Origin of the sequence: Xanthomonas sp. NCPPB 1068 (assembly GCF_041479385.2) — a bacterium.
Lineage (GTDB): Bacteria > Pseudomonadota > Gammaproteobacteria > Xanthomonadales > Xanthomonadaceae > Xanthomonas > Xanthomonas cannabis.
The window spans coordinates 2,180,399-2,196,348 of sequence record NZ_CM192986.1 but is presented as its reverse complement, the minus strand read 5'-3'; the positions used below and the strand labels follow the sequence as shown (position 1 = coordinate 2,196,348).

11 protein-coding genes are annotated in these 15,950 nt (G+C 65.9%); 6 read left to right on the top strand and 5 right to left on the bottom strand.

Features of this window, described 5'->3' with window-relative positions; genetic code table 11:
• Window positions 1–71: 71 nt before the first annotated feature.
• From ACCQ12_RS09420 to ACCQ12_RS09400, 5 genes are all read left to right on the top strand, one after another.
• Complete coding sequence (locus tag ACCQ12_RS09420) at window positions 72–2,450, top strand: methyl-accepting chemotaxis protein (RefSeq protein WP_166745179.1); 2,379 nt, start codon at window positions 72–74, stop codon at window positions 2,448–2,450.
• A gap of 262 nt (window positions 2,451–2,712) precedes the next feature.
• Window positions 2,713–3,579 (top strand): CheR family methyltransferase, encoded by an 867-nt coding sequence (locus tag ACCQ12_RS09415; RefSeq protein WP_047696214.1) that lies wholly within the window; start codon window positions 2,713–2,715, stop codon window positions 3,577–3,579.
• Window positions 3,576–4,172, top strand: a complete 597-nt coding sequence (cheD, locus tag ACCQ12_RS09410) for a chemoreceptor glutamine deamidase CheD (RefSeq protein WP_024937701.1) — start codon at window positions 3,576–3,578, stop codon at window positions 4,170–4,172. The genes ACCQ12_RS09415 and cheD overlap by 4 nt, the downstream gene beginning before the upstream one ends.
• Complete coding sequence (locus tag ACCQ12_RS09405) at window positions 4,169–5,245, top strand: protein-glutamate methylesterase/protein-glutamine glutaminase (RefSeq protein WP_047696216.1); 1,077 nt, start codon at window positions 4,169–4,171, stop codon at window positions 5,243–5,245. Before cheD ends, ACCQ12_RS09405 begins: the two co-directional genes overlap by 4 nt.
• Before the next feature lie 6 nt (window positions 5,246–5,251).
• Entirely contained in the window at window positions 5,252–7,636 is a 2,385-nt protein-coding gene (locus ACCQ12_RS09400; RefSeq protein WP_244875178.1) for a sensor domain-containing protein, read from the top strand.
• A gap of 285 nt (window positions 7,637–7,921) precedes the next feature.
• On the opposite strand, the gene ACCQ12_RS09395 is transcribed toward ACCQ12_RS09400, so the two are convergent.
• From ACCQ12_RS09395 to ACCQ12_RS09380, 4 genes are all read right to left on the bottom strand, one after another.
• The gene (locus ACCQ12_RS09395; RefSeq protein ID WP_372383449.1) at window positions 7,922–8,737 is read right to left on the bottom strand and encodes an alpha/beta fold hydrolase; all 816 of its coding nucleotides are present in this window, start codon (window positions 8,735–8,737) and stop codon (window positions 7,922–7,924) included.
• Window positions 8,738–8,931: 194 nt separating this feature from the next.
• Entirely contained in the window at window positions 8,932–11,523 is a 2,592-nt protein-coding gene (acnB, locus tag ACCQ12_RS09390; RefSeq protein ID WP_372383448.1) for a bifunctional aconitate hydratase 2/2-methylisocitrate dehydratase, read from the bottom strand.
• Window positions 11,524–11,588: 65 nt separating this feature from the next.
• A complete protein-coding gene (locus ACCQ12_RS09385) occupies window positions 11,589–11,999 on the bottom strand; it encodes a type II toxin-antitoxin system VapC family toxin (RefSeq protein WP_011259444.1) in 411 nt (136 codons plus the stop codon).
• The gene (locus tag ACCQ12_RS09380) at window positions 11,996–12,244 is read right to left on the bottom strand and encodes an AbrB/MazE/SpoVT family DNA-binding domain-containing protein (protein ID WP_016903180.1); all 249 of its coding nucleotides are present in this window, start codon (window positions 12,242–12,244) and stop codon (window positions 11,996–11,998) included. Before ACCQ12_RS09380 ends, ACCQ12_RS09385 begins: the two co-directional genes overlap by 4 nt.
• A 147-nt stretch (window positions 12,245–12,391) precedes the next feature.
• Here ACCQ12_RS09380 and acnA point away from each other — a divergent pair, with 147 nt between their 5' ends.
• Window positions 12,392–15,160: an aconitate hydratase AcnA gene (gene acnA / locus ACCQ12_RS09375; protein WP_372383447.1), complete on the top strand. Its 2,769-nt coding sequence runs from the start codon at window positions 12,392–12,394 to the stop codon at window positions 15,158–15,160.
• Window positions 15,161–15,482: 322 nt separating this feature from the next.
• Here the strand turns inward: acnA and ACCQ12_RS09370 are convergent, their stop codons facing one another.
• Window positions 15,483–15,929, bottom strand: coding sequence for a nuclear transport factor 2 family protein (locus ACCQ12_RS09370; protein ID WP_372383446.1), 447 nt, complete (start codon window positions 15,927–15,929; stop codon window positions 15,483–15,485).
• Between the last annotated feature and the right edge of the window lie 21 nt (window positions 15,930–15,950).

Below are 15,950 nucleotides of genomic sequence, written 5' to 3'. Positions count from 1 at the left end.
CATCGCCACGCCCACGCGTGGCGATGTGCTGTGTGGATTATGCGGACTGACTTCTACGGGGAATCGTGTCAATGCAATGGATCAATAATCTGAAGTTGATGCCGCGCCTGATGCTCGCATTCGGCATCGTGCTGCTGATCATGCTGGTGCAGGGAATCATCGCCTACTCGGGCCTGGCATCGCTCAACAACGTCACCCGCGACCTGGCCGGCAACACCATGTCCAGCGTGCGCGAAGCCGGCGACCTGCGCGGCATGCTCGGCGAATACCGGAATGCGTCTTATCAGAACCTCGTGCGCGCCAGCGACGCGGTCAAGCAGGAAGCCAAGGTCCGCGCCAAGCGCCTCAATGGCGAAATCGAAGCCACGATCAAGGGCTACCCGCGCCTGATCGAAAGCCCGCAACAGAAAAAACTCTTCGACGTCTTCGTCGCGGACTGGAAGAAGGCCGCCGCCTCCTACGCCAGCGTCGACGAAATGGTCGAACTGAACCTGCCCGACGATGCGGTCGACACCTTTGTCGGCGAAACCCGCACCCTGCACAACAAGGCCAAGGATTCGCTGGCCGCGTTGATCGCCGAAGACAACCTGCTGGCGCAGGCCGCCAAGACCAAGGCCGAAAAGGTCCACGCCACCTCGGTCACGCTGACCCTGCTGGTGTTGCTGATCGGCATTGCCGGCGGCCTGGGCCTGGCGTTCCTGTTTGCCCGCGCCATCGTGCGCAGCATGCGTGGTGCGGTCAGCACCGCCACCGAGATCGCCGGCGGCAAGCTGGACGGCCAGATCAACGTGCAGGGCCAGGATGAAGTGGCCGAACTGATGCGTTCCATGCAGCGCATGCAGCGCGATCTGAAGGAGCGCATCGAACGCGACCGCACCATCGCCGACGAAAACCTGCGTATCCGTACCGCGCTGGACAAGTCGTCCACCGGCACCTTCATCACCGATCCCGACCGCGTCATGATCTATGCCAACGACGCGTTCAAGAAGATCGTTGCGCAGTACGAGAGCAGCATCCGCCTGGCCTCGCCGGAGTTCGATGCCAACAAGGTCATCGGCCAGCACATCAGCTACCTGGGTCTGTCGGATGCGACCGTGCGCAAGGCCATTGCCGCGCTGGAACGCGATGGTGTCACCAGCTTCGAAGAACGCTTCGGCGAAGTGGTGCTGGCGCAGACCGTCACCGGCATCAAGAACGAGCACGGCGAGAATACCGGCGAAGTCTGCGAATGGCGCGACCGCACCATCGAAGTCCAGGTCGAAGAAGAAGTCGCCCGCATCGTGCGTGCCGCAGCCAGCGGCGACATGAGCGGCCGGGTGGAAACCGACGGCAAGCAGGGCTTCTTCCTGCAGCTGGCGCAGCAGCTCAACGGCTTGCTGGATGCCAACGCCGCCAGTATCGAGCAGATTTCGTCGCTGCTGTCTGCGTTGTCGCGTGGCGACCTCACCGTGCGCATGCACGGCCAGTTCAGCGGCGTGTTCGCGCAGATGCGTGACGATGCCAATGCCACCGCCGAACAGCTGGCCGACATCGTCGGACGCATCAAGTCTTCGTCCACCGCCATCAACGCGGCGGCCGGCGAGATCGCCTCCGGCAACACCGACCTGTCTCACCGTACCGAACAGCAGGCCGCCAACCTGGAAGAAACCGCCGCCTCGATGGAGGAGCTCACCTCCACCGTCCGGCAGAACGCCGAAAGCGCTCGCCAGGCCAATCAGCTGGCGATCGGCGCCACCGGTGTGGCCTCGCAGGGCGGCGAGGTGGTGTCGCAGGTGGTCACCACCATGTCCGGCATCGAAGCCTCGTCCAAGAAGATCGCCGACATCATCAGCGTCATCGACGGCATTGCGTTCCAGACCAACATCCTGGCCTTGAATGCCGCGGTGGAAGCCGCGCGTGCCGGCGAACAGGGCCGCGGCTTTGCCGTGGTGGCCTCGGAAGTGCGCACGCTGGCACAGCGCTCGGCCGGTGCGGCCAAGGAGATCAAGGGACTGATCGACGATTCCGTGCATAAGGTCGCCGAAGGCTCGGCACTGGTGCGCAAGGCCGGTGCCACCATGGCCGACATCGTGGCCAGCGTGCAGCGCGTCACCGACATCATGGGCGAGATTTCGGCCGCTTCGCAGGAGCAGTCGGCCGGCATCGAGCAGGTCAACCAGACCATCACCCAGATGGACGAGACCACCCAGCAGAACGCCGCGTTGGTGGAAGAAGCCACTGCCGCCGCCCGCTCGATGGAAGAGCAGGCCGGCCACCTGGCCGAAGCGGTGTCGGTGTTCAAGCTGGACGAACCGGCCGCCGTCGCCGCGCAGGCCCGCGTGCGTCCGGTGGCATCGCGTCCGGTTGGCGTCAAGACCGCCGCCAAGCCGGCCCCGCGCACTGCGGCAACGTCCGCGCGACCTGCCACGCCACAGGCCGCCCTGGCCGACGGTAACTGGCAAGAGTTCTGATCCACCGCTGTCACCCACAACGCCCCGGCCCTGCCGGGGCGTTGTGCATTTGGAGCCGCTGCTGGAGCGTGGATCTACGTAGACCCCTGCGCGCGCACGCTGCCGGGGATGTCACGGCGTGCGGCGTCAGCGCGCAGCGCCCGACAAACGCGCAGCCCGGCCGAATCACACTGCCGACCGAACACAACCGCGCGCAATCCACGCATTGGCGCTTCAGTTGCGCGGCTCCGTGGCCGATATCCAGTGATAGCTCACGACGCGTATGGATATGACGACCACGACTTCCGCTTCAGACACACGCGAATTCGATTTCGGCGACCGCGACTTCAAGCGCGTCTGCGATTTGATCTACCAGCGTGTCGGCATCTCCCTGGCCCCGGCCAAGCGCGACATGGTGTATGGCCGCCTGTCGCGTCGCCTGCGCGCGCTCGGCCTGCGCTCGTTCCGCGAGTACATCGACCAGCTGGAAGCCGGCAACGACGAAGAAGAATGGCAGGCGTTCACCAACGCACTGACCACCAACCTGACCTCGTTCTTCCGCGAGCCGCACCACTTCGACAAGCTGCGCGAAGAACTGCAGAAGCGCGCCTCGCAGGCGCCATTGAAGATCTGGTCGTGCGCCGCCTCCACCGGCGAGGAGCCCTACTCCATCGCCATCACCGCCTGCGAAGCCTTCGGCACACTGACCCCGCCGGTGAGCATCGTCGCCACCGACGTCGATACCCAGGTGCTGGAGACCGCCTCGCGCGGCGTCTACGCCATCGACCGCGTCGCCTCGCTGGATGCTTCGATCAAGCGCAAGTACTTCCAGCGCGGCAGCGGACCCAACGAGGGCAAGTGCCGGGTGATTCCGGCGCTGCGCCAGCTCATCGAATACCGCCAGCTGAACCTGCTGGCCCCGCGTTACGACGTGGGCGGCCCGTACGCGGCGCTGTTCTGCCGCAACGTGATGATCTATTTCGACAAGCCCACCCAGCGCGGCATCCTGTCGCGTCTGGTCAGCCACATGGGCGACGACGGCCTGCTCTACACCGGGCACTCGGAGAACTACCTGCACGCGGCCGATCTGATCCAGCCGTGCGGCCGCACGCTGTATCGGCGCGCCCCGCGCGCAGGAGCCTCTGCATGAGCACCGCCGTGCAAGTCGATGACGTGATGCGGTACCGCGATTCGCGCTTCCAGACCATCACCGCCAAGCTGCTGCCCACCCAATACCTGGTGGTGGACGACGACACCGCGTTGACGACCACCTTGGGATCGTGCGTTGCAGCCTGCTTGCGGGACCCAGTGCTCAAGATCGGCGGCATGAATCACTTCCTGCTGCCCGAAGGTCAGGTCGGCGATGGCGCACCCGCGCGCTACGGCAGTTATGCGATGGAGTTGCTGATCAACGACATGCTCAAGCGCGGCGCGCATCGCAAACGCATCGAAGCCAAGGTCTTCGGCGGCGCCAACGTGCTCAAGGGCTTCACCAGCAACCCGGTCGGCACCCGCAACGCCGAGTTCGTCCGCCAGTACCTGCAGGCCGAACACATTCCCATCATTGCCGAAGATCTGTGCGGCATCCATCCGCGCAAGGTGTGGTTCTTCCCGACGACCGGCCGGGTGGTCGTGCAGCGTCTGCCGCACGCACACGAAGCCGAAGTCGCCGCCGCCGAATCGGCCGTGCGTGCCCGTCTGTCCAAAGCACCGGTCACCGGTGGAGTGGAGCTGTTCGAATGACGCTGGAAACTCCCGTACGTGTCCTCATCGTCGACGATTCGGCGGTGGTACGTCAGATGCTCACCGAAATCCTCTCGCGCGACCCCGGCATCGAAGTGGTCGGCTCAGCCGCCGACCCGCTGCTGGCGCGCGAAAAGATCAAACGCCTCAATCCGGACGTGCTCACGCTGGATGTGGAAATGCCGCGCATGGACGGCCTGGTGTTCCTGGAAAACCTGATGCGGCTGCGGCCGACGCCGGTGGTGATGATTTCGTCGCTGACCGAGCGCGGCGCCGACACCACCCTGCAGGCCCTGTCGCTGGGCGCGGTGGACTTCGTGTCCAAGCCCAAGATAGATGTCGCGCGCGGGCTGGAAGGCTATGCCGAGGAGATCGTCAGCAAGGTCAAGATGGCCGCCAAGGCCAAGGTCAGCGCGCTCAATCGCCCCAGCACCCCCAAGGTCACCCTGGACATGCAGTCGGCGCCGGTGCCGGGCAGCGCGCTGCGCTTCCGCACCACCGACCGCCTGATCGCCATCGGCGCCTCCGCCGGCGGCACCGAAGCCCTGCGCGTGGTGCTCGAACACATGCCTGCCGACGCGCCCGCGGTGGTGATGACCCAGCACCTGCCGGCCAGCTTCAGCACCGCCTTCGCCGAGCGCCTCAACCGCCACTCGGCGATGTCGGTGCGCGAGGCCAGCGATGGCGAAGCCATCCTGCCCGGCCACGCGTATCTGCCGCCGGGCGGTCAGCACCTGCGCATCATCCGCGACGGTGCGCGCTGGCGCTGCCGCATCGACGACGGCCCGCCGGTCAATCGGCACAAGCCGGCGGTGGACGTGCTGTTCCGCTCGGTCGCTGCCAATGCCGGGCCCAATGCGGTGGGCGCCATCCTCACCGGCATGGGCGACGACGGCGCGCGCGGCCTGCTGGAAATGCTGCAGGCCGGCGCCCCCACCCTGGTACAGGACGAAGCCAGCAGCGTGGTCTGGGGCATGCCGGGTGCCGCCTACAAGCTGGGCGCCGCGCAGGAAGTGGTGCCGCTGGACCGCGTGGCCGAACGGCTCATCGCACTGTCGGCGCAGGCGCGCTGATCGCCCATGTGCCCCCTGCCTCCGCGCCCGACCGATCTGCCGCGTTTCGGCGAACCGGCCACTGTCTTGCCGACAGTGGAGGATGCGTGGGCAACGATACCGGCGTTCGCCGTGGAAACGCTGCCGCTCGACGCAGTTGGCGATGGCGCTGCCACACGTGCGCTGACGCCAGGCGCCATCACGCACGGCCCAGTCACCGCCGGCATGGCCATGCCGGGTGAGCATCCGGACGACCGCCGCTCACGCCTGTTGGCCGAGGCGCTGGACGGCAGCAGCAGCGCCATCCTGATTTGCGATCTGCAATCGCGCCTGCTGTATGCCAACGACGGCTTCCAGCGCATGTTCGGCTACACCGAAGCCGAACTGGTCGGCCAGCGTCCGTCCGACGTGCTGACCCGTGCGCAAAGCGACCAGAGCGAAGTCGCACGCATCCGCGACCGCGCCGACGCCCTGCAGCACACCCGTGCCGACCTGCTGGTGTACCGCAAGGACGGCACGCCGCTGTGGATTTCGCTCAACTTCAATCCGATCTACGACGCCCGGCACAACCCCTCGCACTACGTCGCGGTGCTGACCGACATCACCGATACCAAGATGCACGAGGTGCTGCAGCATCGCGTGCTCGAAGCGCTGGTGCAGGAGCGCCCGCTGATCGAAGTGATGACGTTGATCTGCACCGAAGTCGAACGCATCGCACCGGATGTGATTGCGACCGTGATGAGCGCCGACAATCAGGGCTGCCTGCATTCGCTGGCAGCGCCCGGCCTGCCCCCCGAATACGCCGATGCGGTCAACGGCCTGAAGATCGCACCGACTGCCGGTGCCTGCGGCACCGCCGCCTGGCGTGGCCGCGCGGTGATGGTGGAAGACATCGCAACCGATCCGCTGTTTGCGCCGTACCGGCAGACATTGCTCCCGATGGGCCTGCGTGCCTGCTGGAGCACGCCGATCCGTTCCAACAGCGCGCGCGTTCTGGGCACCTTTGCGCTGTATTACCGCAAGCCGCAACGCGCCGACGCCTGGCATGTGCGGCTCACCGAGCTGTGCCAGCAGCTGTGCACCCTGGCACTGGAGCGCGAGCAGATCCGCCAGCGCGTGCATCAACTCGCGTTCTATGACGCGCTGACCGGCCTGCCCAACCGCATCATGTTCAGCGCACGCGCCGAGCAGGCGCTGACCCAGGCCGAATACGCCGGCGAGCCGGCCACCTTGATGTTCATCAACATCGACCGCTTCAAGCTGATCAACGACAGCCAGGGCCATGCGGCCGGCGACGGCCTGCTGCGCGATATCGCGCTGCGCATCGCCGATCAGCTGGCCGCCACCGCCATGCTGGCGCGTCTGGCCGGCGATGAATTTGCGTTGGCCCTGCCGCAATGCAGCGCCGAACAGGCCAGTGCCGCGGCCGAACGCGTGCTGGGCACCATCGCCGGCCCGCTATCGGTCGGCCACATGACCGTGCATCCGTCGGCCAGCATCGGGGTGGCGATGTTTCCCGAGGACGGCCGCGACATCAACATCCTGCTGCGGCACGCGGACCTGGCGATGAATCGCGCCAAGAAGGAAGGCGGCGGGCGCTTTCGTTTCTTCAGTTCCGACATGAATCGCATGGCGCAGGAACGCGTGGCGCTGGAAGCGGAGCTGCGGCAGGCCATCGGTCGCGGTCAGCTGCAGCTGCATTACCAGCCGCAGATGCATAGCGCCGCACCGCACGCACTGTATGGCGTGGAAGCGCTGCTGCGCTGGAACCACCCGCAGTTGGGCGCGATCTCGCCGGCGCGGTTCCTGCCGGTGGCCGAAGAGCAAGGCATGATGCCGCAGCTCAACGACTGGGTGCTGCGCCACGCCTGCGAACAGGTGGCCGACTGGCGCCAACGCGGCGTGCCGGTGGCGCGCGTCTCGGTCAATCTGTCGGCCAGCGGCTTCGAAAGCCCGCGCATGCTGCCCGACCTGCTGCGGCTGATGGCCGATACCGGCGTGCAACCGTCCGACCTGACCCTGGAGCTCACCGAGAGCGTGATGCTCTCCGGGCAGTCCGGCGTGCTGGACAACCTGCACGCGATCCGCGAAGCCGGCATTTCGCTGTCGCTGGACGACTTCGGCACCGGCTACTCCAGCCTCAGCCACCTGCATCGCCTGCCGATCGACGAACTCAAGCTGGACATGAGCTTCGTACGCGACATCGAACACAGCGAAGACGCGCGCGCACTCACCACCTCGGTCCTGCGCATCGGCGAGCACCTGCGCAAGCACGTGGTGGCCGAAGGGGTCGAAAACGAGGCCCAGCGCCTGTTTCTCGCCGACCTGGGTTGCGAGGTGCTGCAAGGCTATCTGTTCTCGCGCCCGTTGCCGGCTGCCGCACTGGAAGCCTGGCTGGGCGCGCAGCCTTAGCGGGTTGCTGCCCCGGCGGCTGGCGGTACCCGAGTCACCCGTCCCCTCATCCGCCGCTGCGCGCCACCTTCTCCCCCATGAAGGAGGACAATGTCCCGATGGGAGAAGGGAGTTAGCCCCTCTCCCATCGGGGCGAGAAGGCACGGCTTGCGCGTCACTGGCGCGCGTGCCTTGGAGCGCCCGCGCCGCAATCCCGGGCCGGGGCGCGGAGCGGGGGTTGGGGTGAGGGTACGGGCTGCATCCCGCACTCACTCAATTACTCAAGCATCACCGCAACGTCCACGCTCAGTGCAACGTACGCTTCAACCACCCCAGCAACTGCGCATTGACGAACGCCGGGTTTTCCAGCGAGGCGATATGCCCGGCATCGGGCACCAGTTCGTAATCGCAACAGATCGCCTCGGCCATCATCCACACCTCTTCCGGCGGGCGTGCCACATCGGCATCGCCGCCGAGCAAGAAAGTGCGTGCCGGATCCAGTGCAGACAGCGCGTCCAGGCGATCGGCCCGCCCGAAGATCAGCCGCCCGAGCGGCACGATCGAGGCACGCAACTGCTCGACCGAAAGCTGTGCCAGGCGCTGCGCAAACGCAGCCGGCAACGCCGAGGTCAGATCGATCCCCGGACGGAAGAAGATCGGCACGATCGCCTCGATCAGCGCAGGCGTCACCTGCCCCGCCGTCTCGATCGCATCGAGCATGCCGAAGTAACGCGTCCGCGTGGCCTGCGGCTCGGCACCGAGGAAGGTGTCCATCAACACCAGGCTGCGGATACGCTCCGGCGCCAGCAGCGCCAGCTCAGCGCCCCACATGCCGCCAACCGACAAGCCCACCACTGCGCACTGCGGCAGCTGCAGCGCATCCAGCAGGCCAAGCATTTGCCGCGCCAGATCGTCGATGCCCCGGGTCTGGTCGGGCAATCCGCCCGATTGCCCGTGGCCCCAGAGCTCCGGAACGATGACCTGGTAGTGCTGCGACAGGACCTGGATCTGCGGCTCCCACATGGCCGCATCCCAGAGGTAGCTGTGGCCGAGCAGGACCGGAAAGCCCTGGCCGTATTGTGCGTAGTGCAATGGTTGACCAGCGATCGTGCAAGTGGGCATGGCATCGAAGGTAAGTGGGGGAAGTGCCGGACACTAGCTCCCCCGACTTCAGATTTTTGTTGCAATGCGCCACGTCAGTCAGCTGTTGGTTGCCTTATCGCCCGTCATCGTGGATGCAACGCGAAGCCAACGCGCAAAAAGCGAAATGCCCGGCAGCGCCGGGCATTTCGGGACAACACACAGCCGTGACGGCATCAGGCCGCGACGGTCTCCGCAACGCCCTGATACTCCTGGATCTGATCGAAGTTCATGTAGCGGTAGATCTGCTCGCCACTGGTCTTGATCACGCCCACGTCGGCCATGTACTCCTCCTTGGTCGGAATCCGGCCAAGACGCGAGCAGATCGCCGCCAGCTCCGCCGAGCCCAGGTACACATTGGTGTTGCGGCCCAGGCGGTTGGGGAAGTTACGCGTGGAGGTGGAGAACACCGTGGCGCCCTCGCGTGCCTGCGCCTGGTTGCCCATGCACAGCGAGCAGCCGGGCATTTCCATGCGTGCGCCGGCTGCGCCGAAGGTGCCGTAATGGCCTTCCTTGGTGAGCTCGGAGGCGTCCATCTTGGTCGGCGGTGCCACCCACAACCGGGTCGGGATGTCGCGCTTGCCTTCCAGCAACTTGGCGGCGGCACGGAAGTGCCCGATGTTGGTCATGCACGAACCGATGAACACCTCGTCGATCGCCGCACCGGCCACCTCGGACAGCGTCTTGACGTCGTCCGGGTCGTTCGGGCACGCCACGATCGGCTCGTGGATATCGGCCAGGTCGATTTCGATGACCGCGGCGTATTCGGCATCGGCATCGGGCTGCAGCAGCTGAGGGTCGGCCAGCCACTCTTCCATCTTCTTGATGCGGCGGCCCAGCGTGCGCGCATCGGCATAGCCTTCGGCAATCATCCAGCGCAGCAGGGTGATGTTGCTGGTCAGGTACTCGATGATCGGCGCCTTGTCCAGGTGCACGGTGCAACCGGCCGCCGAACGCTCGGCCGAGGCGTCGGACAGTTCGAAGGCCTGCTCCACCTTCAGGTTCGGCAGCCCTTCGATTTCCAGGATGCGGCCGGAGAAGATGTTCTTCTTGCCCTGCTTGGCCACGGTCAGCAGACCGTCCTTGATTGCATACAGCGGGATCGCGTTGACCAGGTCGCGCAGGGTCACGCCCGGCTGCATCTCACCCTTGAAGCGCACCAGCACGCTCTCGGGCATGTCCAGCGGCATCACGCCGGTGGCGGCCGCGAAGGCCACCAGGCCGGAGCCGGCCGGGAACGAAATACCGATCGGGAAACGGGTATGCGAGTCGCCGCCGGTGCCCACGGTGTCGGGCAGCAGCATGCGGTTGAGCCAGCTGTGGATCACGCCATCGCCCGGACGCAGCGACACGCCGCCACGGGTGGAGATGAATTCCGGCAGGGTGTGGTGGGTCTTGACGTCCACCGGCTTCGGGTAGGCCGCGGTGTGGCAGAACGACTGCATCACCAGGTCCGAGGAGAAGCCCAGGCAGGCCAGGTCCTTCAGCTCGTCGCGGGTCATCGGGCCGGTGGTGTCCTGCGAGCCCACCGAGGTCATCTTCGGTTCGCAATAGGTGCCCGGGCGCATGCCCTGGCCTTCCGGCAGGCCACAGGCGCGGCCGACCATCTTCTGCGCCAGCGAGAAACCCTTGCCGGTGTCCGGTGGGTCCATCGGCAGGCGGAACAGGTCCGACGCCGGCAGGCCGAGGAATTCACGCGCCTTGGCGGTGAGGCCGCGACCGACGATCAGCGGAATACGGCCACCGGCACGCACTTCGTCGAACAGCACGTCGGACTTCATCGCGAACTCGGCAATCACCTGACCGTTCTTCAGCGCCTTGCCATCGTAAGGACGCAGCTCGACCACATCGCCATGCTCCATCTGCGACACGTCCAGCTCGATCGGCAGTGCGCCGGCGTCTTCCATGGTGTTGTAGAAGATCGGCGCGATCTTGCTACCCAGGCACACGCCGCCGAAGCGCTTGTTCGGGATGTACGGAATGTCTTCGCCGGTCCACCACAGCACCGAGTTGGTCGCCGACTTGCGCGAGGAACCGGTACCGACCACGTCGCCCACATAGGCCACCAGGTGACCCTTGTCCTTGAGGTCGGCAATGGCCTGGATCGGGCCGCGCTTGCCGTCTTCTTCCGGCTCGAACGCCGCGCCGTCGCGCTTGTTCTTCAGCATCGCCAGCGCATGCAGCGGGATGTCCGGACGGGTGGTGGCATCCGGTGCCGGCGACAGGTCGTCGGTGTTGGTTTCGCCCGGCACCTTGAACACGGTGACGGTCATGCTCTGCGGCACTTCCGGCTTGCTGGTGAACCACTCGGCATCGGCCCAGCTCTGCAGCACGGCCTTGGCGTGCGCGTTGCCGGCTTCGGCCTTTTCCTGCACGTCGTGGAAGGCGTCGAACACCAGCAAGGTGTGCTTGAGCGCGTCGGCCGCGGTGGCGCCCAGCTCGGCGTTGTCCAGCAGGTCGATCAGCGGCTGGATGTTGTAGCCGCCCAGCATGGTGCCGAGCAGCTCGGTGGCACGCGTGGGGCTGATCAGTGCCGTTTTTTCGGTGCCGAAGGCGACCGCGGCCAGGTACGAGGCCTTGACCTTGGCCGCGTCGTCGACGCCGGCCGGCACGCGCTGGCTGAGCAGTTCGACCAGGAACTGCTCTTCGCCCGCCGGCGGTGCCTTCAACAGCTCGATGACTTCGGCAGTCTGCTGCGCGGTCAGCGGCAGCGGCGGGATACCGAGCGCGGCGCGCTCTGCAACGTGGTGGCGGTAGGCTTCCAACATGCGGGTTCTCCAAAAGGACAGCAGTGAATGTGTAAAAACGTCAGACGTGGATCAGAAGACGTGGATCAGGCAACGGGTTTGGGCACGGTGATCTTCAAACCCTTGAAGTAGTCGCGGAAAAAGCCCTCGTCGCGGGTAATCAAGCCGTCGCACTGGAGCATCGCGTGGGCGCCGATCAAAAAATCCGCCACCACCCGCTCGCGTTTGCCGCCGCGCGCGCGAAACCGCTTGTTCATGTGGCCGGCGCGCACCGCTGCCGCTTCCTGGGTGGCTTCGTAACGCACGCCGATCGAGGCCAATGTCTCCATCAGGTCGACCTGGGTGTCGAGCATGGCCAGCACTTCGGCCACCACCGCATCGCAGACCACCACCTCGTCGCGTGCCAGCGCATCGCCGATGCAGATCTCCGACACCTCGCCGTAGACCGGGTCGCCGATCAAGATATCGAGCAGCACCGAGGAATCCAGGGCGATCATGGGTCGAACGGGTCCCCGGGGGCGCGGCCACGGATGGCGCGCATGGCCTCGTCGGTGCTGGTCAGGCCGTCGACCAGCTTGAACTTGCCGCGCACCTTGCGCAGCGCCTCGCTGACGTCCTTGCGCAGGATGATGCGCCCGCCGTCGAGCTCGATCTTCAGCGTGGTGCCCTTGGTCAGGCCCAGGGCGTCGCGCACGGCCTTGGGCAGGGTGATCTGTCCGCGTTCGGCAACGGTGGCTTCCATGAGCATGCTCCAGAAAGTATGCACATATGATACGTACTTGCGATGTCGTACTCAAGCTTGCAGATCGCCCCGGACACACCGTGCGTACACACTGAATCGCTCAGACTATGTGCCTACCTAAAGCCTTAGACGCCATAGGAGTGACGCATGAGCGATTCCTTTTCCACTCGCACCTCGCTTGAGGTCCACGGCAAACGCTACGAGTACTACAGCCTGCCGAAGCTGGGCGAACGCTTCGACATCGGCCACCTGCCCTACTCGATGAAGATCCTGCTGGAGAATCTGCTCCGGCACGAAGACGGTGGCGTGACCGTCGGCAAGGACCATATCGAAGCGGTCGCCAAGTGGGACCCCAAGGCAGAACCCGATATCGAAATCGCCTTCATGCCCGCGCGCGTGGTGCTGCAGGATTTCACCGGCGTGCCCTGCGTGGTCGACCTGGCGGCAATGCGCGACGCGGTGGTCAAGCTGGGCGGCAACGCCGACCAGATCAACCCGCAGATCCCCTCCGAACTGGTCATCGACCACTCGGTGCAGGTGGACGTGTTCGGCAAGCCCGATGCGCTCGACCTCAATGGCAAGATCGAATTCCAGCGCAACCAGGAACGCTACGGCTTCCTGCGCTGGGGCCAGAAGGCCTTCGAAAACTTCAAGGTGGTGCCGCCCAATACCGGCATCGTCCACCAGGTGAACCTGGAAAATCTCGCGCGTGTGGTGATGAGCGCCGACAAGGACGGCACCCGGATCGCCTATCCCGACACCGTGTTCGGCACCGACAGCCACACCACCATGATCAATGGCATCGGCGTGCTGGGCTGGGGCGTGGGCGGCATCGAGGCCGAGGCCGCGATGCTGGGCCAGCCCTCGTCGATGCTGATTCCGCAGGTGGTGGGCTTCAAGCTCAGCGGCAAGCTGCCCGAAGGCGCCACCGCCACCGATCTGGTGCTCACCGTCACCCAGATGCTGCGCAAGGCCGGCGTGGTCGGCAAATTCGTCGAGTTCTACGGCGAAGGCCTGCAGCACCTGCCGCTGGCCGACCGCGCCACCATCGGCAACATGGCACCGGAATACGGCGCCACCTGCGGCATCTTCCCGGTGGACGAGGAATCGCTGACCTACCTGCGCCTGTCCGGCCGCAGCGAGGAGCAGATCGCGCTGGTGGAAGCCTATGCCAAGGCGCAAGGCCTGTGGCACGACGCCAACACCCCGCCCGCCCAGTACAGCGCCACCCTGGAGCTGGACATGGCCGAGGTCAAACCGTCTCTGGCCGGCCCCAAGCGCCCGCAGGACCGCGTGCTGCTGGAAGACATGCAGTCCAACTTTCGCGAAAGCCTCAAGCCGTTCGCCGAGGCACGCAGCAAGAAGTTGACCGATCTCAAACAGGAAGACCGCCTGAAGAACGAAGGCGGCGGTGGCACCGCGGTCGGCGCCAAGGCTGCGCAGGCCGAGCATGCCAGCGACAGCGGCGCCGGCTGGCAGCTGCGCGATGGTTCGGTGGTTATCGCCGCCATCACCTCGTGCACCAACACCTCCAATCCGGCAGTGATGCTGGGCGCCGGCCTGCTCGCGCGTAACGCGGCGGCCAAGGGGCTGAAGGCGCAGCCGTGGGTGAAGACCTCGCTCGGGCCGGGCTCGCGCGTGGTCACCGATTACCTGAGCAAGGCCGGCGTGCTTGCCGACCTGGAAAAACTCGGCTTCTACGTGGTGGGCTATGGCTGCACCACCTGCATCGGCAACTCCGGCCCGCTGCCGGAAGATGTGTCTGCAGCGATCGCCAAGGACGATCTGGTGGTGGCATCGGTGTTGTCGGGCAACCGCAACTTCGAAGGCCGCGTGCATCCCGAGGTCAAGATGAACTACCTCGCTTCGCCGCCGCTGGTGGTGGCCTACGCGATCGCCGGCACCACCGATATCGACCTCACCACCGAGCCGCTGGGCACCGGCAGCGACGGGCAGCCGGTGTACCTGCACGACATCTGGCCGAGCAACAAGGAAATCGGCGACACCATCGCCGCCACCGTCGGCCCGGAGATGTTCAAGCAGAACTACGCCGACGTGTTCAAGGGCGACACGCGCTGGAACACGATTGCCTCCCCCGATGGTGCCTTGTACGAGTGGGACGCCGCGTCCACCTACATCAAGAACCCGCCCTACTTCGACGGCATGACCATGCAGGTGGGCAACGTGGACGACGTGCACGGCGCACGCATCATGGGCCTGTTCGGCGACTCGATCACCACCGACCACATCTCCCCGGCCGGCAACATCAAGAAGGATTCGCCGGCGGGCCGCTTCCTGCAGGAACGTGGCGTGCAGCCGGCCGACTTCAACAGCTACGGCAGCCGCCGCGGCAACGACGATGTGATGGTGCGCGGCACCTTCGCCAACATCCGCATCAAGAACCTGATGTTCGGTGGCGAAGAAGGCGGCAACACGCTGTACTACCCCGCCGATGGTGGCCAGCCGGAAAAGCTGGCGATCTACGATGCGGCGGTGAAGTACAAGGCCGATGGCGTGCCGCTGGTGGTGCTGGCCGGTAAGGAATACGGCACCGGCTCCTCGCGCGACTGGGCGGCCAAGGGCACCAACCTGCTTGGGGTCAAGGCAGTGATTGCCGAGAGCTTCGAGCGCATCCATCGCTCCAACCTGGTCGGCATGGGCGTGCTGCCGCTGCAGTTCCTGGAAAACGAAAACGCCCAGACGCTGGGCCTGGATGGTTCGGAAGTGCTGGACATCACCGGCCTGCAGGACGGCGCCAGCCGCCGTGCCACCGTGGATGCGAGAAAGTCCGATGGCAGCGTCAAGCAGTTCCAGGTCAAGGTGCTGCTGCTCACGCCCAAGGAAGTGGAGTACTTCAAGCACGGCGGCCTGCTGCAGTACGTGCTGCGTCAACTGGCTGCGCGCAAGGCGGCGTAACGCCCCTTCCAGCGCGTGTTGCCCCCGACATTCCCGCCTGCTGGCGGGAATGTCGTCTCTGGGGTTGGCCCACTCCGGCGTCGGCGCATTCGCGCGCCCGGCGACACCTGCTCCGTTTACTGCAGTCGCCAGTCATACCCAACGCGCTTGGGCGCCCGCGCACGGCCCTGCATCGGCATGCAGGCAGCGCTGGGCATCGGCGCCAACGACGCACCCCTTCGCTGACGCCCGCCCAGGCAGCGGACGCGACGCAGGCGCCAACGCGCGATGACGACGGCGCTGGCGGCAACGTGTGGCGTCATGCTGCACACGCACAGCAGGCTTACCGGTCGGCCGGTGCCCATTGCGCGTGATAGAGCTGCCAGTCGCCGTCCTGCAGGCGCCATCCGGTCGTCACCTGGTAGGTCTGCGCCTGCTCGGGCACCCAGCGCCCATCGCCCCCGGTGACCAACGCGGTGAAGCTGGCGGTCGCCGTCGTGCCTTGCAGTCGCACGTCCATCGGCCCCAGGGTGAGGCCGATCTTGCGGTTGCCCAGCAACTGCAGTTGCAGCATGCGACGCAGGCCGGCCGTGTCCAGGCCCTGCTCACCCACGAAATCGGCCGCCACCGGCTGCATCGCCTCGCCGACATCGCGTGCCTCGATTGCCGCCTGCATCTGCGCCACGCGTTGCCGAACGCGCTGCTCTGGCGCAGGACGTGCACATCCACAAAGCAGCACGGTCCCCGCAAGCACCAACAGCCACTGCCGCCAGTGAATCCTGCCCTGCATCACGCTTCGCCTTTTCCATTC